The organism is Vibrio sp. nBUS_14, from assembly GCF_051201655.1.
Lineage (GTDB): Bacteria > Pseudomonadota > Gammaproteobacteria > Enterobacterales > Vibrionaceae > Vibrio.
In genome coordinates this window covers 707,047-730,894 of sequence record NZ_CP179206.1, presented here as the reverse complement: position 1 = coordinate 730,894, position 23,848 = coordinate 707,047, and the positions used below count along the sequence as shown (strand labels likewise).

Sequence of the window (23,848 nt, the reverse complement as noted above, 5' to 3'; positions counted from 1 at the left end):
CTTGGCAAACAGTAAATCTGCTAAGAAGCGCGCTATCCAAGCTGAGAAACGTCGCCAGCACAATGCTAGCCGTCGTTCTATGATGCGCACTTACATGAAAAAAACTATTGCAGCTATTGAAGCTGGCAATAAAGAAGCTGCAACTGCTGCTCTTGTAGAAGTTACACCTCTTCTAGACCGTATGGCGACTAAAGGCCTTATTCATAAGAATAAAGCTGCACGTCATAAGTCTCGTTTCGCTGCTGCAATCAAAGCTCTTTAATAGAAATTTGATTACAACGCAAAACGAAAAAAACCGGCCTCGGCCGGTTTTTTTATATCTGAAATTTGGCGAACACATCTCGAAGTCTGACTAATAGCTGTCTAAGCCTTGGCTAATAATGGTTCTTAAGCCTCACTAATAAATAGCGACACTTCCTTGTGCCTATCTTATTTCTGATAGGAAATGAGCTAATCCACCAGCAATAAGCTACTTGCAGTACATACCATACAGTAGGTTAATCATCGCTTTTACTTCTTCACTGCTCAATGTGTAATACACCGTCTGAGCTTCTTTACGAGTTTCGACTAAGCCATCCCTTCTCAACCAAGCAAGATGTTGAGATAACGCTGATTGACTCAATTCCAACTTGCCACATAACTCCCCGACCGACAGCTCTGTGCCATGCAATAAGCACAAGATCTGTAAACGTCGCTCGTTGGCCATGGCTTTGAGTAGAATAACGGCCTGCGCCGACTTCTTCTCCATCTCTTTTAAGTTCATAGTCTGGCTCCCAACGACTTATTACGCCAACTACGGGCTATCAGTATTTACGGCATATTGCTTGGATATGATAATCGATATCAATTCATTAACAAACTAACTCATTCGAACAATTTACTAAAATCTGCGTCACATACATTTTTTACTGCTGGATGTTGAATCATCCTTTCCGCAAATATGACGTAGTACTCTTCTTTTAACTCTTCAATATCACACAAAAGTTGCAAAGAAGTGTCTTCTTCCACTTCAGACATGTAAAGAGTGGGGGCAAGGAAAATAGCATCATGATGATAGCGCGCAAAAGCTTTCATCAAAGCAACATCATCAAATTCGCCCAAAATATCGGGTTTTAAACCCTGCCTATCAAACCACTGCAGTACTTTTCGTCCCATAGAAGTTCGACTTCCAGGGATCAAAAGCTTCCTTTGTTCTAACACAGCGGGAAAACTAATCCCTTCTACTTTACCAGAACAGAAGAAGCTCATTCCGCTCTCACCCAATTTCTTACTAAAAAGGCCTGGGCTTTGGCTTGAATCAACGGGACAGTCGGAAAGAATCATATCGAGTTTATGCTGAGAGAGTTGTTCGAGTAGCATTTCATGGGTCGACTCAAAACAGCGTAAATGAATGCTGTCATCGGGCGGGATAGTCGACATCAATATCTTACTGACCAATCTTTTGGACAGAGCATCCGCAACGCCAACATCAAATAGAATATTGGAGTGCTGGCTATAATTCACGATATCCAGCATTTCATAACTCAGGCCAAACATACGATCGGCGTACTTGAATACCAACTGGCCAAGCTCTGAAGGCTCAACACTGCGCCCGTTACGCTTTGTTAACTTACCATCCATACGTTCTTCTAACGCCTTGATCTGGCCAGTTACCGTTTGTGGCGTTAAAAACAGAGCTTCTGCGGCTTTAGTAACAGAGCCTTGTTTGCAAACCATCCAGAAATAATAAAGATGGTTATAGTTGAGATGCGACATAAGTACGCCGTAGTAAAAGAGTAGATAACCTTTTATATCAAATATGACACCTTCGCTCAACAAACTCGGAAAAACCTAACCTAAACAGCCATTACCACTTATTTTTTCGAAGTGTGTGATTTCATAATGTAATATTTGAGCGATTATTTTCAATTTTTTCTAACTTTTAAGATCTATATCACCCATAGAAGAGATCATAAATATTCAACTAAAACAATCATTTAAGTAGATACCCCCGTGCATGCACGGGGTACTTACTGTTACAACTCCATGCGGAGTTGACCAGAATCCTTTTCGCCCTGGTGTCTAACGTAATTCGCTATAACTTGTTCATTCACGCCTACGCTACTGACAAAGTAACCTGGCGACCACACAATGTTCTCTTTCCAGTAAACCTTACTTAGCCAACTGAACGTTTTTCGCATGTGGTGCGACGATTGGCTTTTTAGTTTACCCATGACGTCTGAAATACTGTATTTCGGTGGGATAAGCATCATCATATGCAGATGATCTTCATCAAAGCCTATCGTCTCAATCTCAACGCCAGGTAAACTTCGCAGTAACTTTGGCATAACCTTCCGTAGGTAGCTGCACATACCAGGATTCAGGATTTTCCGACGGTACTTAGTTACCCAAACTACGTGATACTTCGTGTAGTAGACACTATGGGATGAGGTGTAATATTGCATTTATCCATCGTACCGTCTCCAAAGGCATTCATCCACGGGTAAACCCGTGGTTTTCTGTATCCACAGAATAAACAACATTAGCGATGAGAATATTTAAAGAGTAAATCATCACAAAAAAGTCTTACCTAAACCAAAATGTAATATTACTGAAATATTTCCCCTCTAACATCACGCTCAGATTAAACAAACAGACCAAACACAGACTTAAACGGTCCAATGGAGAAAACATTATGAACCAAGCTACTACTGCAGCAGCGCCTATCTCGAGCACAACTCGTTGGCTACGCTGGGCTAACTTGGCATTCATGCTTTACCTACTATTACTTTCAGTTTCAATGGTTGGTACAGGCTTCAAATGGGCAACAGGCGAGCAAGCAAAGGTTCTTTTCGAATTTGCTTCACACCCAGTTGCAGGCTTAATGATTGGTTTGGTGGCAACAGCACTTATTCAATCATCAAGTACAGTTACTTCAATTATCGTTGGCCTTGTGGCAGGTGGTTTACCTGTTGAGCTAGCAATCCCTATGATCATGGGTGCAAACATTGGTACTACAGTAACCAATACGCTAGTTAGCCTTGGTCATGTTCGTTGTAAAGATGAGTTCAAACGTGCATTCGCAAGTGCGACGATTCACGACTTCTTTAACCTATTAGCCGTTGCAATCTTCCTACCACTAGAGATGGCGTTTGGTATCCTCGAGAAAATTTCTCACTGGTTAGTATCACCGATGCTAGCAACAGGTGATATGAGCATGGGTGGACTAAACTTCATCAAGCCAATCACTAAGCCTGTAGTCAGTGCGATTAAAGAGCCACTATCAACATTTGGTGACACTGTTGGCGGTATCATGCTTATCGTTCTGGGTATCGCAACTATCTTCGTAGCTATCACGGTAATGGGTAAGCTAATGAAGAGCCTAATGGTTGGCCGTGCTCGTGAGATTCTAAAGAACGCAATCGGTCGTGGGCCTATCCACGGTATCGCTTCTGGCTCTATCGTTACTATCCTTGTTCAGTCTTCTTCAACGACAACAAGCCTGATGGTTCCACTAGTAGGCTCAGGTGTTCTTAAAGTACGTGATGTTTACCCATTCACCCTGGGTGCAAACATCGGTACGTGTATTACTGCTCTATTAGCAGCAACAGCAGTATCAGGTGAATTCGCAGTATTCGCACTTCAGATTGCTCTAGTACACTTGGTGTTCAACATCATGGCAACGGTATTCATCTTCGGTATTCCGTTCCTACGTGAACTTCCAGTGAAAGCCGCTGATATCATTTCTGACATGGCTGTGAAAAACAAAGCTGTAGTGGCTGGTTACCTTATTGCGGTATTCCTTGTACTGCCGGGTAGCGTGTTAGCACTGACTGCTTAATAGCAAAACAAACATCGCTTATAGCAAAGCCCGCAACCTAGGTTGCGGGCTTCTTCTTTTTAGGAGCAGATGAGGGAAGCAAAAAGAAGATACTGGATGCGAGTGAACGAGTGACGAAGAGCGACTCCCTCCAATTAACTGCGTTTGATATTTAGTATCTCACACCTAAAAACCGTCATTCCCTACAGCGAGGGACGAGCTTGATAGGGAATCTACCTAACACATAACACCCAGAGTTTCCCTACTCCGTCCTTCGTCAGTATAGAGAATTACGGCTGCTTTTGATCTTCGTATCTCGCCCCCCGATTACTCCTCACTACTCACTTAGATGCAAAAAAGGCTGCACAGAGGCAGCCTTTCAATCAAACAAAGCGAATTAGATTAAACCGAGAACGGGTACTTAATCGCTTCGTGGCATTCATAACCTTCAACCCAGAAGTCATCCACCGTTACCCAAGTTTCTAAATCTTCTAGAGACTTAATTTCAGGATTCATATGGAATGTTGGGCCAGCTAGAGGTTCACGCTTCAACTGAATATCACGCATTGGTGCAAGTTGATCTTCATAGATATGAGCGTTAACAAGCTTATGGTAAGCCACGCCCGCTTTCTTGCCTGTGATCTGCGCCATGATAGCGAGGAACACATACACTTGAACCATGTTGAAGTTCAAACCTAGCGGGACGTCACAAGAGCGCTGAGTACTGTTTAGGTACAGAGTGTCACCAAGCAGAGAGAAGTGGTGACTGTACATGCACGGACGCAAACAACCCATGTGGAACTCGCCTGGATTATAGAAGTTTAAGATCTCGCCGCGGTCATCAATACCTTTCGTTAAATCATCAACAATCTTCTTCAGTTGGTCAATATGATCACCATCAGGTTTCGCCCATGCACGTCCTTGAACGCCGTAAACACGTCCCATGTCGTCTTCACCCTTGCGGTAAGGGTTATTCAGCCATGCTTCGTTCAGGTTCGAATTCGCATCCCAAGTTTTAGTCCCTAGCTTACGAAAATCTTCAGCGTTATCGTAACCACGGATATAGCCAAGCAGTTCAGCAACAGCCGATTTCCAAAAGCTCTTACGCGTTGTTACCAGTGGGAATTGGTTATTACCAACATCATATTCAAGGTCAGCATTGATCACAGTTAGGCAGCGCTTACCCGTGCGTTCATTTTCAATCCAAGTACCGTCATCAACGATACGCTGACAGAGATCTAAATACTGTTTCACACCAATTCCTTACTTCGTTTGTTGTGGTAATTCGTCTTTGTAGTGACCACGCTTGTATGCCCAAACCATCATCAGCACGCCGATGATAACCATTGGCAGTGACAGAATTTGTCCCATAGAGATAAATCCACCGAACAAACCTAGGTGAGCATCTGGTTCACGTACGTATTCTACTAAGAAACGGAATGTACCATATCCTGCTAAAAATAATCCTGATAAAGAACCAAGAGGACGCGGCTTTTTGATAAACCAGTTCAAGATAAGGAACAGCACAATACCTTCAAGCGCCATTTCATAAAGCTGAGATGGATGACGAGGAAGTGGACCACCATTCGGGAACACGATAGCCCATGGCACATCAGTCACTCGGCCCCAAAGCTCGCTGTTCATAAAGTTACCTAAACGACCCATACCCAAACCAAATGGAACCAGAGGCGCGATCATGTCTGCTACACCAAAGAAGGTTCGACCGTTCTTTTTCGCATACCAAAACATCGCAGTGATTACACCAAGCAAGCCACCGTGGAAAGACATACCACCAGTCCATACCTTAAAGAGGTAAAGTGGGTCTGCTAGGAAAAGGTCAAAATTGTAGAAAAGCACATAGCCAATACGACCACCAAGCACCACACCAAGGAAGCCAGCAAACAGCAGATCTGATACTTGCTCTCGAGTCCAACCACTATCAGGTTGATCAGCTCGGCGGTTTGCTAACCAAAGCGCAAACATAAAACCGACCAGGTACATTAGGCCATACCAACGAACTGAGATTGGTCCTAGTTCAATAAGAACAGGATCGATATTTGGGAATTCGATAAAACCCTGAGACATACTTGGCTCTCTATCTATTTAATAAACAATGAGTTAACTGCTTCACTGAAATTAAGCAACTCAGCACAACAACCAACGGAGAAATGCACTACAGCAGCATCATCGACGCTATAAACATTAAAAATACCGCAAAGAATTTTTTCAACACTGGCGTTGGTAGTTGAGTCGCCAACTTAGCGCCAATTCGAGTGGTCAACACTGACGTGCAAGATATCGCAACCAGAGCGGGTAGATACACGTAACCTAAACTGAAAGCGGGTAAATCGTTAACCGATGAACCATGCCAAATAAATCCAAGCATTCCTGAAATCGCAATGACACAACCGCATACTGAAGATGAACCGACGGCTTTGCGCATTTCCACACCGTGATGATTCAGGAAAGGTACAGATAAAGACCCTCCCCCGATACCCGCCAAGCTCGATACCACACCAATTCCACCGCCATACATCATCGTCTTCGCCGAACTAGGCATCACTTTTGGGCTTGTAGAGCGAATGGATAGCAGCATTTGCAGTGCTAACATCAAGACGATCACACCAAACACCTTCGGCAGATATTGTGCGGGAATTACGTCTGCGATCAAAGAACCTAGGAAGCCACCGACTACCACTCCAGGCATCAACCACTTCACAACAAAGATCTCGACGTTGCCTAGTTTTAGGTGATTAATCGCAGAAGATCCTGACGTAACAATAATGGTTGATAACGAAGTCGCTAAGGCCATCTGCATTGCAAACTCTTGAGGAATACCCGCTTTAGGAAGCAAAAACAGTAAGGCTGGAACCACCAGCAAACCACCACCAATGCCCAGCAAACCCGCTAAAACACCAACAACAGCACCAAGGCCTGCCAACAAGCCAATGAGTTCGTATGACACGTTAAATCCTATTTTTTACCCGCTCGAATGAAGCCTGTAAATTCACGCTCTTCGAAATAATTGAGCATCATACTATAGATGTCACTTCCATACGGTTTTGATAGCGCCTCATTTGCCAAATTCTGCAGTTCGCTAAGCTTAGATTGACGAATCAAATACTTAGTCCTTGCGACATTTGAGGTATTCATACTTAACGTCTCATACCCTAATCCAATCAAGAGCAAAGCGCCCATTGGATCACCCGCAAGCTCGCCACATATACACACAGGCAATTGATATTGCTTACAAGTATCATGGATGTGTTTCAATGCCATGATCACTGCAGGGTGCATGAATTCATAGACATCAGAGACACGGGAATTGTTCCGATCAACCGCCAATAAATATTGAGTTAAATCATTGGTGCCCACCGAAACGAAATCAACTTTATCCGCAATCAGCGGAAGAAGGTAAAGCATAGATGGCACTTCAATCATGATACCGATACGCGGCATACGAACTCGACTGTCGAGTTCATGCACTTCATCATAGGCTTGCTCGATGAGTTGAACTGTATCATCCAGTTCTTGAGTGCTAGAGATCATTGGCAACAAGATACTCAAGTTCTGACTATCACAACTCGCACGTAACATCGCACGTAATTGGATAATAAAGATGTCAGGGTGATCGAGCGTAAAACGAATACCACGCCAGCCAAGGAATGGATTGTCTTCTTCTATTGGGAAGTAAGGTAACGCCTTATCGCCACCAATATCCAAAGTTCGCATCACAACTTGCTTCTCAGGGTAACTCGCGAGAACAGATCGATACTGCTTGAACTGTTCGTCTTCTGACGGGAATCTTTGTTGTAACAAGAAAGAGATTTCTGTTCGATACAAGCCTACACCATCCACCCCTTGGTTGATCGCAATATTGGTATCGGCACTTAAGCCCGCATTTAGCAAGATCTCGACTTTTCGGTCATCTTGGGTTTTTGCAGGTAAGTACAATTCTCGGTTAACCATAGAGGAGAGTTCACTCTCTTCTAGGATTAACCCTTGGTATTCGCTCAGTAGGCTCTGAGTCGGCTCAATAAATATCTCACCGCTGTAACCATCAACAATCGCTTGTTTGCCATTGGCTTGAGCTAGATTGAGGTTTACTCCCATTACCGAGGGAATGCCTAATGCGCGAGATAAAATAGCCGCGTGCGAGTTAGCCGCCCCTTCAAGCGAGACCACCGCCAACAATTTTTCTTTTGGAATCGACGCTAAGACTGAAGCGGTTAACTCACGCACCACCAAGACAATCGGTTTATCTAGCGTCCGCAGCGCGTGTTCTGAGTTGTGAAGGAAATAGAGCAGCCTTTGACCCAGCTCGCGAATGTCTTGTGCCCTCTCTCGAAGGTAAACATCAGACATACGGGCAAAACGGTTGGAGTAACTCTCAACAACCTGTCTCAATGCCCAATCAGCCTTGTCGCCTTTCTGAATTTGGCTTTTCAGATCCTTACGCAACATAGGGTCGTTGAGTAAGTGGGTAAACAAGTCAAAGATCGCCAGCGCATCTTTGTTGATTTCACTGTCTAGGCGCTTTCGCATACGCTTGAAATCGTTGAGGGCATTTTCGACCGCAACCGCCAACAACTCATGCTCTCTTTCAACATTGAGCGTCGATGCCGGGTAAACATCGGTTAATTCAGGCTGCGTGTTGTCCCACCATAAATCACCGATAGCGACACCAGATGATGCAGCAATACCTTTAATCGCAGGCAGCTTTTGTTGCTCAAGAAGCCAATGGCCTTGAGTTTGGGCATGCGCCACAATAACCGCAAGTTGAGCTGAGAGAGTGACAAGGAAAGACTCTTCCATTTCACTGAATAAACGAGGAGATTTCTGTTGAATAACCAAAACGCCAAGCACTTGCTTGCGATGGATAATCGGAGTGCCTAGAAAAGAATGGTAAACACTTTCTCCTAGTTCTGGAAAAAACTTATAAGCTGGGTGAGCAGATGCCTGTGCAAGGTTAATAGGCTCAGCACTTCTTTTGACAAGGCCAACTAAGCCTTCGTCAAAACCAATGTGAATACTATTCCCTTCGAAGATGAGGCCTTGAGTTGCCATCAACTCAAGGCGCTGCATATCACTATTCGCTAGATAAACGGTGCAGCACTCTGTCTGCATCGCACTGCATGTCTCTTTCACCAAAATATCAAGAGCCGTCGACACATCTTCAACTCTTGATACGTGTTCAACTATTTCCCTTAGTTGGCTGAGCATGCTTAACCTCTACGCAATTTGCGTTTTCCTTTTATTTTTCGCTCTTTAAACGGCATTGCTAAAGATGCGAATTCTTTCATCGCTCGACGGTAAACATCTCGCTTGAAAGAAACAACTTGTCGAACTGGGTACCAGTAACTCACCCAACGCCAACCATCAAACTCAGGTGTACTTCCACGCTGCATATTGATATGCGATTCATCGCAATCTAAGCGCAAAAGGAACCACTTCTGTTTTTGTCCAATACAGACAGGTTTCGAATCCCACCGAACCAGTCGTTTGGGTAGCTTATAGCGTAACCAATGACGACTTGTCGCGACGATTTTTACATCCTTTTTTGTAAGGCCAACCTCTTCATACAACTCGCGGTACATTGCCTGTTCCGGAGTTTCACCTTCATCTATTCCCCCTTGAGGGAATTGCCATGAATGTTGCCCGTATCGTTTAGCCCAAAAGACCTGACCATGGTTGTTACAGATTACAATACCAACATTTAATCGGTAACCATCGCCATCTATCACTGGCCAACCTCTATCTAAATTTTTAATTACACTGATTTTTCCACATATCCCCAATTGGAGCAAACTTAGTGACGTGACAAGCGCTATATTTATGAGTATTAACTAAGAATATGGATAAGTTTTGCTCAAATCTTAGTTACCCACATAAGAGTGAGACATAGACCACATTTATTCACCTTTTCTGTGAATAACTATGTGAAGAATTACCCGCAATCGTTTTTTTAAATCCATACATTCATCAATCCCGAAAGTAGCCCTCTCGCTATTAACAATAAAAAACATACAAAATCAATAATTTAAAAACCAAACCATAAAGTAAACCATCTTCAAAAACTAAAAGATCTTTTCAAAACCAAACCTGGTTAAAGATCAACCATTCCGCTGCTTATCCACACTGGTGGGTCAAAGGTTCATTTTGAACCCCATTTAGCAAGCATTTTATCCACCAAAAAACCCTGTTTATTTATACACTAAATTAATATTTCAATTAATTACCTTCATGACCTGTGGATAACCATGAGTTTGATCCCTTTTATAGCAATGAGATCATTTCTTAACCAGTCGGCATTTGGTGATAACTTCTGATAAAATCATTTTTTTGATCATGCCTTTTATTATGAAACCAGAACCACAAACACAACAAGAGCTCTTAGACAGAGCGTATGCTATTGCCGGAATGACATTCAAAGAGCTCGCGGACGAAGCTGAGATGATCATGCCAAACGATCTTAAGCGCGATAAAGGCTGGGTTGGACAACTATTAGAATGGCATTTGGGTGCAGCGGCAGGCAGTAAACCAGAGCAAGATTTTGCTAAATTAGGGATCGAGCTAAAAAGTATTCCTATTGGTTATTCTGGCAAGCCTTTAGAAACTACCTTTGTCTGCGTAGCACCGCTAATGGGAGTACAAGGATTAACATGGGAAACCAGTCACGTCCGAAATAAGCTGTCTAAAGTATTGTGGATCCCCGTTGAAGGTGAGCGAGAGATCCCTCTAGCAGAAAGACATGTTGGATCCCCATTACTCTGGACACCAACACAAGCGGAAGACGAAATCTTAAAAAGAGATTGGGAAGAGCTCATGGAGTTGATCGTGTTAGGCAATGTCGAGCAGATCACAGCAAGGCACGGAGAAGCATTGCATTTACGACCGAAAGCAGCGAACAGCCGAGTCTTAACAGAAGCGTACGGTGCGAGTGGAAAACCTATCAAGACCAAGCCTCGTGGTTTCTACCTACGAACCCAGTTCACCCATAACTTGCTCACAACGCACTACGCATAAATAGCTCACAGCCACTGTGCCTAGCGACTAATCCTTGTTTCGCAGATGACTAACGCAATGGATGGCATTGGTTGCCGTGTGTTACAGAGGCGTTCTAATGCGGCTTTAGAGCCAGCTCTATATCGCAGTAACCTTGGCTTGGTTCATTACCAAACTCGTCATACGCATTGTGCAAACGCAGGTATGCCTTTTCAAAGCCCAGCCGGAGCAACTCCTCTTTTACTTGATCCAAGGATCCAAAGTGAAGCGGTTCTCCGTCTTGCTCAACGGGTTCCAACTTGTGTTTATATTCTACCGCCAATAGATATTCCGAGATATCGGAACACCCAATAACGTACACTTTAGGTGTTTGATAAGAGTCTTTATGCTCTCCATGTAACCACATGTCTAATTGATGCTTTTGCATAGCAAGCCTCCATTGCTACATAAAGCTTAGTAGAACTCTTTTCCTTTACTAGATAACGACTTAAAAAATCATACATAACGGCTTAAAAAAGCAAAAAAGAGAAGCAAGTGCTTCTCTTTTTTGGCCAGATCCAGTTCAAAAGCTTGTGCTTGAGACGCCATAACTATCGCTGATGTTTATCTTAAGGGGCAAAAGGCGCTATCACCCCACAAGATTACGTCGGTATTCGCGCGCTTAAGACTCGACGAAGGTGACGAACTCGACGCTCAATCGTGACTACTTCAGGCTCAGAAAAACCAATTGGTCGACCATCGGCTTCAAGGCCAATATCTCTCAATAAGTGGGTATTGTTCCATGGTAGATCATATGAACTACGACGAACTTTTCGTTGCCATTCACGTTCTTCACGACGAAGGTCTGCACGGATAAGGACTGTTGCTAGTTTTAAATAGACTGAGTGACGCATAATAACTCTCCAGTTGTGGAATAAACTGAGGAAAAATAGCGTTCTAGATAGTATGAGGGCTTCTCACTTAGCTGCTATTTTTCCGCAGCCAAATAAGGGTACGGATCTATTAGTTAGGTTTATCTTGGGTGTTTCGATCGGCCATGACTGATGCTTGTGACATAACAGTCACCATGTCAGTACACGGATCAAATGACGCGCAAATATGCTGTATAAAATCGAAATGTTTCATTTGCGCCTCCAAACTAACTAAAAAATCCAAAAAGAAATGAGATAACAAAAGCAAATAAGTCGTTGTTGAACCATTGCTTTCACGATTAAAGTCTAACCAAGTGAGTATATTATTCAACAGATAATTGATTAACAATTTCAAAACAAATGATTCACCCGAAACATTAGTTGCATATCACTTCATATATAACATATTCACTATTATTATATGAAATCACAGAACATCTCTCTTAACGACCTAGCGTCCAATAGCTCAACCTATCAGCCAGCAACAGCCAGCAGCCAACAGCCAGCAGCCAACAGCCAACAGCCAACAGCCAACAGGAAGTTGTAGCGATGGGTAACAAAAAAGCCACGCATCATGCGTGGCTCTTAAATTGACATTAACCGGATAAAATCGATTAGTTGAGATTTCTAAACAACACCTTCAGAAATCAGGCTATGTTTGTTCAGTAATCGGTACATGGTCGCGCGTGAAACTCCAAGTTCCTTAGCAGCCAGCGACACTTGACCACCATAGGATTCCAGAACAATCAGCAACGCATCTCGCTCTGAACGCTCACGGATACTTTTGAGGCTGCGGCGCTCATCATTTTGCTTAGGTAAATCCAGCTGATGATCGTCAATGATCACCGAATCCGACATCAACACAACGCGTTTGATTTGGTTCATCAGCTCACGGACATTGCCCGGCCAGTGATAACGATTCATCGATCGAAGCGCTTCGTCAGAGAAACTCTTAGCTTGAGCATTAAACTCTTTCGAATACTGACGCAAGAAATGATTAGCCAGCACAGAGATATCACTAACCCGCTCTTTTAAGCTCGGAACCTGGATTCGTAGAACATTGATATAGTGGTAAAGCTCTTCATTGAAATCACCCTCAATCAATGACTTTTCAATATCAGAAGAGTTAGCCGCTAGAATACGAACATCCACAGATTTCGACCCAGTCTCCGTCTCTACCTTCCCTTCTTGCAAGAAGCGCAATAAATTCAACTGTTGATTGCGAGGCATCGCTAACACATCATTGAGCAATATCGTGCCGCCGTCCGCCTCTTCCAACATACAAGGGGCAACATCAGACAGAGCTAAAATGCCAAAGACTTCAGACTCAATTCTCATCTCAGACAGAGCTCGGCAGTTGACCGTTAAAAATGGCTTTTGCGCGCGCGAAGAGTTTTGATGAATCGAGCGTGCAATCGTCTCTTTGCCTGCCCCACTCTCGCCATAAATCAAGATACTGACATCAGTCGGCCCAATACGCTTTACTTGGTCTCTTAGGCGCTTTACTGCCACCGAGTCGCCCAGCAAGCCCATATTTTTGTTAATGCCATAGTTTGGCCATACTTTCTGCTCAAGCTTAAGCATACCAAGCTGGTGACCTATGGTACTCAGTAGCTGCGCATCTGGAATGGGTGCCGTGAAAAAGTCGATACAGAAGTTAACGATAAACTGGCAAATAGTATCGGAGCTTAATTGCGATTCACGGATAAAGGCGAGCCATCTAACCTGCTTATTGTTACTCACCAAGTTTGCAATGCCATTTAGGCTGAACTCATCATGACTAAGGTCCACAATGCCAATGCATGGGCCTATATCAGCAATCAATGCATCGGCTTTTCGTAAATCTGCACACTGGGTACACTGCCAACCCACTTGTTCTAATACAGATAACCAGGGTTCGTACGCACCACCAACGACGATAAGAGAACCTGGTAAGGAATCCATCTTAAATTGAGTTCCCATCCTTCTTCCTTGTTCTATTTTTATTTAAATCCGGCTAATACGAGTCACTGCTTCATCGTTCGACAAAAATGCCGCGAGATCGTATTAAGCGCAGAGACGTATAGTAGTGAGACTATCTTAGATTTTTTGTCTCAATAGTAAGACTATGTCAGAAATAATGATTTTTCGAATCAAGAGTGCGGTACAGGCAAGGTTTTGGGCACTTAGAAATAGAAAAAGCCACCCGAAGGTGGCTTTTAAATCGAATCGGCTGTTACAGCCTGTCAGCGAAAATTACGCTTGAGGACGCATTGCCGGGAACAAGATCACGTCACGGATAGTGTGCGTGTTAGTAAATAGCATCGCTAGGCGATCGATACCAATACCTTGACCCGCCGTTGGTGGTAGGCCGTGCTCTAGTGCAGTAATGTAGTCTGCATCGTAGTACATCGCTTCGTCGTCACCCGCGTCTTTCGCGTTCACTTGTGCTTTGAAACGCTCATCTTGGTCTTGTGCATCATTAAGCTCAGAGAAACCGTTCGCTACTTCACGGCCACCGATGAAGAACTCAAAGCGGTCTGTGAAGAATGGGTTGCTGTCGCTACGACGAGCCAGTGGAGAAATGTCCGCAGGGTAGCCTGTGATGAACGTTGGTTGAATTAACTGAGGCTCAGCCGTTTCACCAAAGATCTCTTCAAGAAGCTGACCACATGTCCAGAACTTCTCAACGTACAGACCCACTTCTTCTGCAATTTTAACCATCAATTCTCTGTTCTGAAGATCGTCTTCAGTCAGAGCTTGAATGTTTGCATTTTCAGGTGTGTAGTGTTTGATTGCATCGAACATGCTCATGCGAGAGTAAGTGCCACCGAACTCAACAGTTTCGTCACCGTAAGGCATAGAAGTCGAACCAAGAACGTCCATCGCTGCTGTGCTTAGCATCTCTTCCGTTAGATCCATTAGATCTTTGTAGTCAGAGTACGCTTGGTAGAATTCCATCATTGTAAATTCTGGGTTGTGACGTGGAGAAAGACCTTCGTTACGGAAGTTACGGTTGATCTCGAATACACGGTCAAAACCACCAACTACTAGACGCTTAAGGTAAAGCTCAGGTGCAACACGTAGGTACATGTCGATGTCTAGTGCATTGTGATGAGTGATAAATGGTCGTGCTGTTGCACCGCCTGGGATCACGTGCATCATTGGCGTTTCAACTTCTAGGTAGCCTTTTGAGCTCATGAAGTTACGGATTGAAGACACAAGCTTAGAACGCACAATGAATGTGTTACGAGAGTCTTCGTTCACGATTAGGTCAACGTAACGCTGACGGTAACGCATCTCTTGATCAGTTAGACCGTGGAACTTCTCTGGCAGAGGACGAAGTGCTTTCGTTAGCAATTCAAACTCTTCCATGTTCACGTAAAGGTCGCCTTTACCAGACTTGTGAAGCGCACCTTTAACACCGATGATGTCACCGATATCTAGGCCTTGGTACTTCTCTTTTAGTACTTTTTGAACGTCTTTCGCTGCGTATGCTTGGATACGACCAGAAGTTTCTTGAATCGCAAGGAATGGACCACGCTTCGCCATAATACGACCAGCGATCGCAACGATGTGGTTAAGCTCTTCTAGCTCTTCCTTAGACTTCTCACCGAATTCCGCTTGAAGGTCGCCAGCTAGGTGCTCACGACGGAAGTCATTTGGGTGACCGTTAGCTTTACAGTTCAGGCGGATGTGATCCAGCTTACTGCGGCGCTCAGCGATTAGTTTGTTCTCTTCAGGTGAAGAAGCTTCTTGTGCGTTTTCGTTTTGAACAGCATCAGTCATTAGAGATGTACCCTGCTTTTATAATTTGGACAGCTATATTTTTTCAAATATAGTCATTTTTACCAATATTCTTGGTAAAGCTTAATAGTTGGTAAAGCTTACAGACCTGATTTCAGGCTAGCTTCAATAAACTTGTCTAAGTCACCGTCAAGAACCGCTTGAGTGTTACGGTTTTCGATGCCGGTGCGCAAATCTTTGATACGAGAATCATCCAGTACGTAAGAGCGGATTTGACTGCCCCAACCGATGTCTGATTTCGTTTCTTCGCTCGCTTGTTTTTCAGCATTTTGTTTTTGAATCTCAAGTTCAAAAAGCTTAGCACGTAGCTGCTTCATCGCTTGATCTTTGTTCTTATGCTGCGAACGGTCATTCTGACATTGAACCACTGTGTTGGTTGGAACGTGAGTAATACGTACCGCCGATTCAGTGGTGTTTACGTGCTGACCACCAGCGCCAGAGGCACGGTATACGTCAATACGTAAGTCAGAAGGATTAATGTCGATCGTAATGTTGTCATCAATCTCTGGGTAGATAAACGCAGATGCAAATGAAGTATGACGACGGCCACTGGAATCAAATGGTGATTTACGAACTAGACGGTGAACACCGGTCTCTGTACGTAACCAACCATAAGCGTACTCACCAGAAATACGTACCGTTGCGCCTTTAAGGCCAGCAACATCACCATCAGACACTTCGATAACCTCAGTTTTGAAGCCTTTCGAATCTGCCCAACGTAAGTACATACGCAACATCATCGAAGTCCAGTCTTGAGCTTCTGTACCGCCCGAGCCTGACTGTAAGTCGATGTAGCAATCTGATGCGTCGTGATCGCCAGCAAACATACGACGGAATTCCAGTTTTTCTAGCTTGGCTTCGAGCTCAGCCAGTTCTGGTTCAATTTCGTCAAACGTTTCTTGGTCTTCTTCTTCAACCGCAAGCTCTAATAGACCTTCAACATCCTCAACACCTTGGTCAAGTTGGTCGATCGTTTCTACTACCACTTCTAATGCAGAACGTTCTTTACCTAGTGCTTGTGCACGCTCAGGTTCGTTCCATACATCCGGTTGTTCTAATTCTGCGTTTACTTCTTCTAGGCGCTCTTTCTTAGCGTCATAGTCAAAGATACCCCCTCAGGATATTTGTGCGTTCAGACACATCCTGCAGACGGTTTTTAATAGGATTGATTTCAAACATTTTAGCTCATCATTTATGAGTAGAATTTAACCGAAGAATTGTACTCAAAAGTGTGACGGAGATACAGAATTTTTTAGAGTGGAAAGTCAAGATTCAATAACTAAGTGGGATATCAATTTGACAGGCTAAAAAAAGGCGTAGTATTGATAAGGGAAAGAAAGAGAACAAGCCCTGTTTTTGAACAGAGCTTGTTGAATTTGGGGCTAAATGGTGAACATTATTCAGTGAATGATAACTCTATTTGGCTTCAACTATTTGGCTTCGATATGGTCAATCATCAACTGCAAAGATTGGTTGCCACGAAACTCGTTGATATCCAGCTTAAATGCGAGATTCACCGTTTTCACTGACGCATCTGGCCAGCGACGTAAATCAACGTTGAAGGCAATACCATCGATCATGACGTTGGTTGGATGACCTTTGTATAAAGGTTCTAGCATTAATTTAAGGTGTTTTTCACCGACCAACTTTTGATGCAGTACTTTGAATTCACCGTCGAAGATAGGTTCAGGAAACGCTTGTCCCCAAGGACCACCAGAACGCAACGTTTCAGCGGTGTGCATTGAGAACTCTTCTGGTAACAGCTCACCATCAGACAAGATGATGCCCTTCAGCGCCGTCTCACCTAGATCTTTGCGCACAACGTCATCAAACATCTTGCTGAATCGCTCGAAGTCTTTTTCCATAATGGTCAAACCGGCCGCCATTGCATGGCCACCAAACTTCAAGATCAAGCCAGGGTTTTGAGTGTCGATTCGGTCGAGCGCATCGCGCATATGCAAACCTGGAATCGAGCGACATGAACCTTTAATACTGCCTTCCCCACCATCAGCGAACGCAATCACTGGGCGGTGGTATTTGTCTTTGATACGCGAAGCCAAAATACCAATCACACCTTGGTGCCAATCACGTTGGAACAGAGCTAAACCGGAAGGCAGGTCATCTTTACCGAACTCAAGGCGCTCACAAAAAGCCATCGCTTCTTGTTTCATGCCCTCTTCGATCTCTTTACGTGTCTGGTTCAAGCCATCTAACTCGCTGGCCATTCGACGCGCAGCGTGAATGTTATTGCTCATCAACAACTCAACACCAAACGACATATCATCTAACCGGCCTGCGGCATTGATACGTGGACCAAGTGCAAAACCAAAATCAGAAGCGACCAAACGTTTAGCGTCTCGCTTAGCAATTTCAATTAAGGCCTGAATACCCGGGCGCGCTTTGCCTGCACGGATACGCTGTAAACCTTGATGAACCAAAATACGGTTATTTTCATCGAGTGGTACCACATCGGCAACGGTACCTAACGCAACCAAATCGATCAGTTCCATCAACTTAGGCTCGGTCATGCCACGTTCTGCGAACCAACCCAATTTACGCATACGAACACACAGCGCCATCATCAGGTAAAACGCCACACCGACACCTGCTAGTGCTTTTGAAGGAAATGCACAGCTTTCTAGGTTGGGATTCACCATCGCATCGGCAATCGGTAGTTCAGAGCCAGGCAAGTGATGATCGGTAACCAACACATCAAGGCCTTGCTCTTTAGCGAAGCGAACACCGTCAATCGAAGACACACCATTGTCCACGGTCATAATCACTTCGGCACCAATCTCAATCGCTTGTTCAACAACCTCAGGGCTCAAGCCGTAGCCATCTTCAAAGCGGTTTGGGACTAAGTAATCGACATTCGAACTGCCCAGCATGCGCAGTGCCAAGACCGACAAAGCGGAACTCGTCGCGCCATCAGCATCAAAATCACCGACAACAATAATGCGCTTTTGAAGCTTAATCGCATTGAAAAGTAGTTCTACCGCGGCATCGATACCGCCCAGTTTTTGATAGGAGTGCAAGCCTTTCGCAGCTGTCTCCAGTTGCTCTGCACTGTCGATTCCGCGACTCACATAAATGCGCTTTAACAAGTCAGGTAAGTGAGCAGGTAAAACTGAAGTATCGACCTCAGGGCGGCGTTGGATCTCTATCATATAAAAATGGGCCCGATATCAATCAGGCCACTCCTTAAATCAAAAACATGGGGGAATTAAAACAACGAGCGATGAGGTTAGATAGCTTTCAACGAGTCTCATCGCTCGGAACAAATCATGCCGTTCTAAACCAAACTGATTTGCTCGGAATAAAGCTTACTGCTCTAAGCGTTGAAGAAGTTGTGCTGGCGGTAAGTAGCCACTCACCAACTCACCACTTGCTAGTACGATAGCCGGTGTGCCGTTAATACCAAGTTCACGGCCCAATTGATACTGCTTCGCTATGATTTGCTTCTGCTCGGTAAGGTCTGTGCCCGCTGCTGGCATTTTACGCTCTGCTTTAGCACTGTGCATTGCTTTTTTTGGATCATCAGAAGCCCAGATTGCTGCCATTTGGTCAGCAACCTGTCCGGTCGCACCTTGGCGTGGGTAAGCCATGTAACGAACGGTAATACCCAGATCGTTATAGCCTTGCATTTGACTGTGTAGACGAACACAGTAGCCACAGGTAATGTCAGTAAACACCGTCACAACGTACTTTTCGTTATCGGCTTTATATTCGATAACCGTATCTGACAATGCCGCCACCTTTTCTGCATTAAGCGGAGCTTGACGCTCGGCCAATACGTCGCTGAATTTACCGCTGTCATCCAAAGAGTAAAGAGTGCCCGCTAGAAAATGATCGCCCTCTGGAGAAGAAAAGATAACGCCACTGTTGGTTTGAATTTCTAACAGGCCATCGATATCTGAAGGAACAATCTTCTCTATCTTAATACCGATTTTTTCAAAGCGCTTTGTTAACGCGGCTGTGTCAACAGCTTGTGATGGAGCAACTTCTACAGCTGTTGATGTTTGTACTACTTTCGTTTCTGATGCATTACATGCAGTAATCATGAGAGGAAGCGCTAATAGAGGAAGACGGCGTAATACGCTCATTAAGTTCACCTTAAAAATAAATGGATTTAAGCACGTGGGTGATGCTGAGCGTGAATTTGCTTCAGCCTTTCAGTCGCCACGTGAGTATAAATTTGGGTTGTCGATAAGTCACTATGCCCAAGCAACATCTGTACGACCCTGAGATCTGCGCCATAGTTCAGTAAATGCGTTGCAAAAGCATGCCTTAATACGTGTGGCGACAATAATTCCGTGTCGATACCCGCTATCACCGAATAATGCTTGATACGATACCAGAACGTTTGACGGGTCATTTGCTTCGCTCGTTTACTAGGAAAAACCACATCCGAACTATTATCCCCCAACAATTGTGGGCGACCTTGCTCGATAAATGTTTCTATCCAATCCACCGCATTTTCGCCCATTGGTACCAAGCGCTCTTTGCCACCCTTACCAATCACACGCACCACACCTTGTCTTAGGCTGATGTTTTCCATGGTCAGGCTAACGAGTTCCGTAACACGCAAACCGGTTGCATAGAGTAACTCAAGCATCGCTTTATCGCGAAGCTCAATAGGGTCATTGGGATCTGGCGCTTCAAGCAGCGAATCCACTTGCTCTTCACTTAAATCTTTCGGTAAGCGCTTCGGCAGTTTCGGGCTGATCAACAGCGCACTAGGATCGTCGGCTCTTACTTTCTCGCGATGTAAATATTGAAACAAGCGACGAATTGCAGACAACATACGAGCACGAGAAGTCTGCTTGAAATCGGCGTCGGCTAACCATCCTTGATAGTCTTGTAACCCTGACAGGCTAATAAAATCGAGGCGATAATTGTGCTTTTCCATCCACGTCAGAAGCTTGGATAAATCCGTACGATAAGAGACGAGTGTATTCTCTGATAACCCTCTCTCCATCCACATAGCATCTAAAAACTGTTCAACTAGACCGTGGTCTGCGCTCTGCCCTTGAGGCGACTGCATAGTGTTACTCACAATATTGGAAACTGTTTTGAGAGTATGTCAGAGCAAATATGAATGCCATAAAAATTACAACTTGAGTGGATAATCGCTGCAATCGAAGTCGATTTATGGTTAGAATTCGCCATCTGAAATTAAAATCGAACGTTTGCTATGAAAATTGGATTATTTTACGGCTCAACCACCTGCTATACCGAAATGGCAGCAGAGAAAATTCGCGGCATTATTGGTGAAGACCTAGTTGATATCCATAACGTGAAAGAGACCCCTCTTTCTTTTATGGCGGACTACGACCTTTTACTACTTGGTATCTCAACGTGGGATTTCGGTGAAATTCAAGAAGACTGGAATGAGTTGTGGGAAGACATCGCTACAGCGCCAATGAAAGGCAAAGTTGTGGCTCTGTTTGGTCTAGGTGATCAAGAGGGCTACGGTGAATGGTTCTTAGATGCGATGGGACTATTGCATGATGAACTGAAAACCGCAGGCGCTGAATTTGTCGGCTTCTGGCCAAACGATGACAGTTACGAGTTTGAAGCATCTAAAGCGTTAACGGAAGACAAATCTCAATTTGTTGGCTTAGCTCTGGATGAAGATTCACAGTACGAACTCAGCGACGAACGCATCGCAACTTGGGTTGAACAAGTACTCGTCGAGTACAGCGAAAAACTATAAGCTATAAGCTATAAGCTATAAGCTCAGTTTTCTAAAAACTAAGCGTTAAGAATTAAGCGCGAGTTTCTAACTCCAAACCGAAAGAACATTATCGATTAGATACAAAAAGGCCTCATTACTGCGAAGTAATGAGGCCTTTTCTATTCAACTCTGTATTGAATACGGACTAACGATTTAATCTCAACGGAAGATTAAACAGTCTCTTCCGCCATCTCTTGTTCTGTTGATTTACCAACAAAGAACATACAGATGATTGCAGCAGCAGTTGGAAGCAACCAACCCATACCAATCTCAAACAATGGCAGCATCTTAAGTGCAGACACGTCTACACCCGCTACTTTAGCGCCATCAATAAGAGCAAACAGCAGTGACACTAATACCACCACGCGGTAAGCCGCTTTGGGGTTAGGGAAACGGCTACGCAAGAACGTCAGCGCGACTAGAGCGATAGCTACCGGGTAAAGCGCAAACAATACTGGTACAGACAGAGAAATCAGCTGAGAAAGACCAACGTTCGCTACGGTTGCACAAGCTACACCATTGATGATTACCCAAGTCTTGTAAGACAGCGGTGTTAGCGAACTAAAGTAATCAGAACATGCTGATACAAGACCAATCGCCGTTGTTAGACACGCCAATAGTACGATCACAGAAAGCACTAGCTGACCAGAAGGACCAAACAACGATTGAACGTAAAGGCTTAAGATAGCACCGCCATTATCCGCACCCGCTGCAACGGTTGCGCTTGTTGCGCCTAGGAAGAACAGAGAGATGTAAACAAACGCTAGGCCAGCAGCTGCAATGCAACCTGCGCTGATCAGATACTTAGTCGTCGCTGCACGGTCAGTAATGCCCTTGCTACGAATCGCATCAACAATCAGCATACCAAACATCAAAGAAGCAAACGTATCCATGGTGTTGTAGCCTTCAAGGAAACCTTTGGTCATTGGTTGAGTGATGTACTCACCGTGAGCCGCAAGAATATCGCCTTGAGGATTAACGAATACAGCGATCGCCAGTACAACCAAACCAACGAATAGTACAGGTGTTAGTACCTTACCAATCACGTCGATAAGCTTACCTTGCGACCATGAGAAGAACATCGCTACCACAAAAAATGCAATCGAAAAAAGAGTGAGGTGAGCTTGAGAGGCATCGATGAAGAACGGTTTCACCGCCATCTCATAAGCAACAAGACCGGTACGAGGCGCAGCAAATGCAGGACCGATAATGATGAAGATCAGCACAGCCATGATAGTTGCTGCTTGCTTAGGAAGATCTTTGGTTAGATGACCCCAAGAGCCACCCGCTACTGCAACTGCGACGATAGTGATTAACGGCAGACCAACGGCGGTAAGCAGGAAACCAGACATCGCTGGAAGAAAGTGGTCACCAGCCAATTGGCCAGCAAGAGGTGGGAAGATGATGTTACCCGCACCTAAGAAAAACGCAAAAAGCATAAAGCCTAATGCCATTATATCTGTTAGTTTTAGACTCTGTTTCACAGATAATCCTTAATTATATTTATGAGTTTATGTTGTGTTTACATGAATGTTACAGCGCAAGGCTGCCAATCAATCTATAAAATAGTCGCGCATAATGACGAAACGCTCGCCTAGCTGCAAGTCACCATAAAAAAACACCATATAAATTTGCATATACAAACAAAAAGCAGTGGATTCCACTGGATATGGGAAAATAGCCATAATTATAAACTAACCATAATTCACAACAATAGTTCTCCAAGCAGAACATTGATTCATACAACTAATTAACATTAGAGCTAATCACTTAAAATATCTCGATACTCAGAACATTCATGAAAAACAAAACGGTAGAAACCAAAAGCTTCGATTTCAAAAAATTCTCTATTTACGGGGGACAGAGCGGTATGCCTGTCAGTACCGATGGAGTGCTACTCGGTGCATGGGTTAGCCTTGCGGAAAAAGAGTCGGTACTTGATATAGGGACAGGCACAGGATTATTAGCTTTGATGGCGGCTCAACGTTTCGAAGGTGCCTTAATCTCGGCTATTGATATTGATCAGCACGCGATCCATGCCGCGACCATCAATATTGAACAGTCGCCTTGGCGAGATCGTATTAGCCTTCATCATGGCAGTGTGCTAACCACGGACTTCTCGCAACGATTTGATGCAATAATTTGTAATCCGCCCTACTTCAACTCTGGAGAGCAGGCGCAGCAAAGTCAAAGAGCCATCGCGAGACACACCGACAGCTTGGATCACCTTCAACTTGCCCAACGTTGTTTCGAGGTAACGACTGATGCCGCCACTGCCAGTTTTATACTACCGACGTCCGAAGGAGGAGGCTTCATCAAGCTTGCTCAACAATGTGGTTGGTACCTAGCAAAACGCCTTGATGTGAAAACAACAGACAGAAAACCGGCACTTAGAGTCTTATTTGAATTGTCTAAAGATCCTGTTGGCGAGCAAGATTTGCAGCGTGAATCGCTTACGATCCATCACGATGGTGGTTATAGCGAGGCATTTATTGCACTTACTAAAGATTTTTATCTCAAGATGTAGCAAATACCATGTGATCCTAATCACTAATGCTTCTATAATGTCCGACTACTCTTTTTTATCGTCTGCTGTTAGAAGCAGAAACA

Annotated in this window: 22 protein-coding genes; 5 read left to right on the top strand and 17 right to left on the bottom strand. The window is 44.3% G+C overall.

The window, feature by feature from the left end; genetic code table 11:
- Nucleotide 1 precedes the first annotated feature (1 nt).
- The gene (gene rpsT / locus ACMAZD_RS03325) at nt 2–262 is read left to right on the top strand and encodes a 30S ribosomal protein S20 (RefSeq protein WP_012603273.1); all 261 of its coding nucleotides are present in this window, start codon (nt 2–4) and stop codon (nt 260–262) included.
- A 207-nt stretch (nt 263–469) separates the two neighbouring features.
- Here the strand turns inward: rpsT and ACMAZD_RS03320 are convergent, their stop codons facing one another.
- The 3 genes from ACMAZD_RS03320 to tnpA form a co-directional block, all read right to left on the bottom strand.
- Nucleotides 470–763 carry an ArsR/SmtB family transcription factor gene (locus ACMAZD_RS03320; protein ID WP_435248562.1) on the bottom strand — a complete coding sequence of 98 codons (294 nt, stop codon included), beginning with the start codon at nt 761–763 and terminating at the stop codon, nt 470–472.
- A gap of 101 nt (nt 764–864) precedes the next feature.
- Nucleotides 865–1,755 (bottom strand): transcriptional activator NhaR, encoded by an 891-nt coding sequence (gene nhaR, locus ACMAZD_RS03315; protein ID WP_435249319.1) that lies wholly within the window; start codon nt 1,753–1,755, stop codon nt 865–867.
- A gap of 260 nt (nt 1,756–2,015) precedes the next feature.
- Nucleotides 2,016–2,444 carry an IS200/IS605 family transposase gene (gene tnpA / locus ACMAZD_RS03310; protein WP_140150538.1) on the bottom strand — a complete coding sequence of 143 codons (429 nt, stop codon included), beginning with the start codon at nt 2,442–2,444 and terminating at the stop codon, nt 2,016–2,018.
- Between the two features lie 230 nt (nt 2,445–2,674).
- Between tnpA and ACMAZD_RS03305 the strand changes: the two genes are divergently transcribed.
- Complete coding sequence (locus ACMAZD_RS03305) at nt 2,675–3,820, top strand: Na/Pi symporter (RefSeq protein WP_102434701.1); 1,146 nt, start codon at nt 2,675–2,677, stop codon at nt 3,818–3,820.
- A 381-nt stretch (nt 3,821–4,201) separates the two neighbouring features.
- Here the strand turns inward: ACMAZD_RS03305 and ACMAZD_RS03300 are convergent, their stop codons facing one another.
- The 5 genes from ACMAZD_RS03300 to rppH form a co-directional block, all read right to left on the bottom strand.
- Complete coding sequence (locus ACMAZD_RS03300) at nt 4,202–5,053, bottom strand: thymidylate synthase (protein ID WP_435248561.1); 852 nt, start codon at nt 5,051–5,053, stop codon at nt 4,202–4,204.
- A gap of 9 nt (nt 5,054–5,062) precedes the next feature.
- A complete protein-coding gene (lgt, locus tag ACMAZD_RS03295; protein WP_435248560.1) occupies nt 5,063–5,884 on the bottom strand; it encodes a prolipoprotein diacylglyceryl transferase in 822 nt (273 codons plus the stop codon).
- A gap of 88 nt (nt 5,885–5,972) precedes the next feature.
- The gene (locus ACMAZD_RS03290) at nt 5,973–6,764 is read right to left on the bottom strand and encodes a sulfite exporter TauE/SafE family protein (RefSeq protein WP_435248559.1); all 792 of its coding nucleotides are present in this window, start codon (nt 6,762–6,764) and stop codon (nt 5,973–5,975) included.
- 8 nt (nt 6,765–6,772) lie between these two features.
- The gene (gene ptsP, locus ACMAZD_RS03285; protein WP_435248558.1) at nt 6,773–9,022 is read right to left on the bottom strand and encodes a phosphoenolpyruvate--protein phosphotransferase; all 2,250 of its coding nucleotides are present in this window, start codon (nt 9,020–9,022) and stop codon (nt 6,773–6,775) included.
- A 2-nt stretch (nt 9,023–9,024) separates the two neighbouring features.
- Nucleotides 9,025–9,543, bottom strand: coding sequence for an RNA pyrophosphohydrolase (gene rppH, locus ACMAZD_RS03280; RefSeq protein WP_017059335.1), 519 nt, complete (start codon nt 9,541–9,543; stop codon nt 9,025–9,027).
- A 616-nt stretch (nt 9,544–10,159) separates the two neighbouring features.
- Between rppH and mutH the strand changes: the two genes are divergently transcribed.
- Complete coding sequence (gene mutH, locus ACMAZD_RS03275) at nt 10,160–10,825, top strand: DNA mismatch repair endonuclease MutH (protein WP_050546301.1); 666 nt, start codon at nt 10,160–10,162, stop codon at nt 10,823–10,825.
- Between the two features lie 94 nt (nt 10,826–10,919).
- Here the strand turns inward: mutH and ACMAZD_RS03270 are convergent, their stop codons facing one another.
- From ACMAZD_RS03270 to xerD, 8 genes are all read right to left on the bottom strand, one after another.
- Nucleotides 10,920–11,231 (bottom strand): DUF6482 family protein, encoded by a 312-nt coding sequence (locus ACMAZD_RS03270; RefSeq protein ID WP_435248557.1) that lies wholly within the window; start codon nt 11,229–11,231, stop codon nt 10,920–10,922.
- A 214-nt stretch (nt 11,232–11,445) separates the two neighbouring features.
- Complete coding sequence (locus ACMAZD_RS03265) at nt 11,446–11,697, bottom strand: hypothetical protein (RefSeq protein ID WP_004735015.1); 252 nt, start codon at nt 11,695–11,697, stop codon at nt 11,446–11,448.
- A gap of 645 nt (nt 11,698–12,342) precedes the next feature.
- Nucleotides 12,343–13,677, bottom strand: coding sequence for a cyclic-di-GMP-binding transcriptional regulator VpsR (vpsR, locus tag ACMAZD_RS03260; RefSeq protein ID WP_435248556.1), 1,335 nt, complete (start codon nt 13,675–13,677; stop codon nt 12,343–12,345).
- 273 nt (nt 13,678–13,950) lie between these two features.
- Nucleotides 13,951–15,483, bottom strand: coding sequence for a lysine--tRNA ligase (gene lysS, locus ACMAZD_RS03255; RefSeq protein ID WP_435248555.1), 1,533 nt, complete (start codon nt 15,481–15,483; stop codon nt 13,951–13,953).
- Between the two features lie 98 nt (nt 15,484–15,581).
- Nucleotides 15,582–16,680 (bottom strand): peptide chain release factor 2 gene (prfB, locus tag ACMAZD_RS03250; protein WP_102269567.1). Its coding sequence is split into 2 segments (ribosomal slippage): nt 15,582–16,604 and nt 16,606–16,680, totalling 1,098 coding nucleotides; the frame shifts between segments, so codons are not numbered across the junction.
- Between the two features lie 251 nt (nt 16,681–16,931).
- The gene (gene recJ / locus ACMAZD_RS03245; protein WP_435248554.1) at nt 16,932–18,668 is read right to left on the bottom strand and encodes a single-stranded-DNA-specific exonuclease RecJ; all 1,737 of its coding nucleotides are present in this window, start codon (nt 18,666–18,668) and stop codon (nt 16,932–16,934) included.
- A gap of 156 nt (nt 18,669–18,824) precedes the next feature.
- Nucleotides 18,825–19,604, bottom strand: a complete 780-nt coding sequence (gene dsbC / locus ACMAZD_RS03240; RefSeq protein ID WP_102350203.1) for a bifunctional protein-disulfide isomerase/oxidoreductase DsbC — start codon at nt 19,602–19,604, stop codon at nt 18,825–18,827.
- A 26-nt stretch (nt 19,605–19,630) separates the two neighbouring features.
- Entirely contained in the window at nt 19,631–20,545 is a 915-nt protein-coding gene (gene xerD / locus ACMAZD_RS03235) for a site-specific tyrosine recombinase XerD (protein ID WP_065105633.1), read from the bottom strand.
- Between the two features lie 150 nt (nt 20,546–20,695).
- Between xerD and fldB the strand changes: the two genes are divergently transcribed.
- A complete protein-coding gene (gene fldB, locus ACMAZD_RS03230) occupies nt 20,696–21,217 on the top strand; it encodes a flavodoxin FldB (RefSeq protein ID WP_435248553.1) in 522 nt (173 codons plus the stop codon).
- Nucleotides 21,218–21,408: 191 nt separating this feature from the next.
- Here the strand turns inward: fldB and brnQ are convergent, their stop codons facing one another.
- Nucleotides 21,409–22,722, bottom strand: coding sequence for a branched-chain amino acid transport system II carrier protein (gene brnQ / locus ACMAZD_RS03225; RefSeq protein WP_435248552.1), 1,314 nt, complete (start codon nt 22,720–22,722; stop codon nt 21,409–21,411).
- 314 nt (nt 22,723–23,036) lie between these two features.
- Between brnQ and ACMAZD_RS03220 the strand changes: the two genes are divergently transcribed.
- Nucleotides 23,037–23,765, top strand: a complete 729-nt coding sequence (locus ACMAZD_RS03220; protein ID WP_435248551.1) for a tRNA1(Val) (adenine(37)-N6)-methyltransferase — start codon at nt 23,037–23,039, stop codon at nt 23,763–23,765.
- Nucleotides 23,766–23,848: the final 83 nt, after the last annotated feature.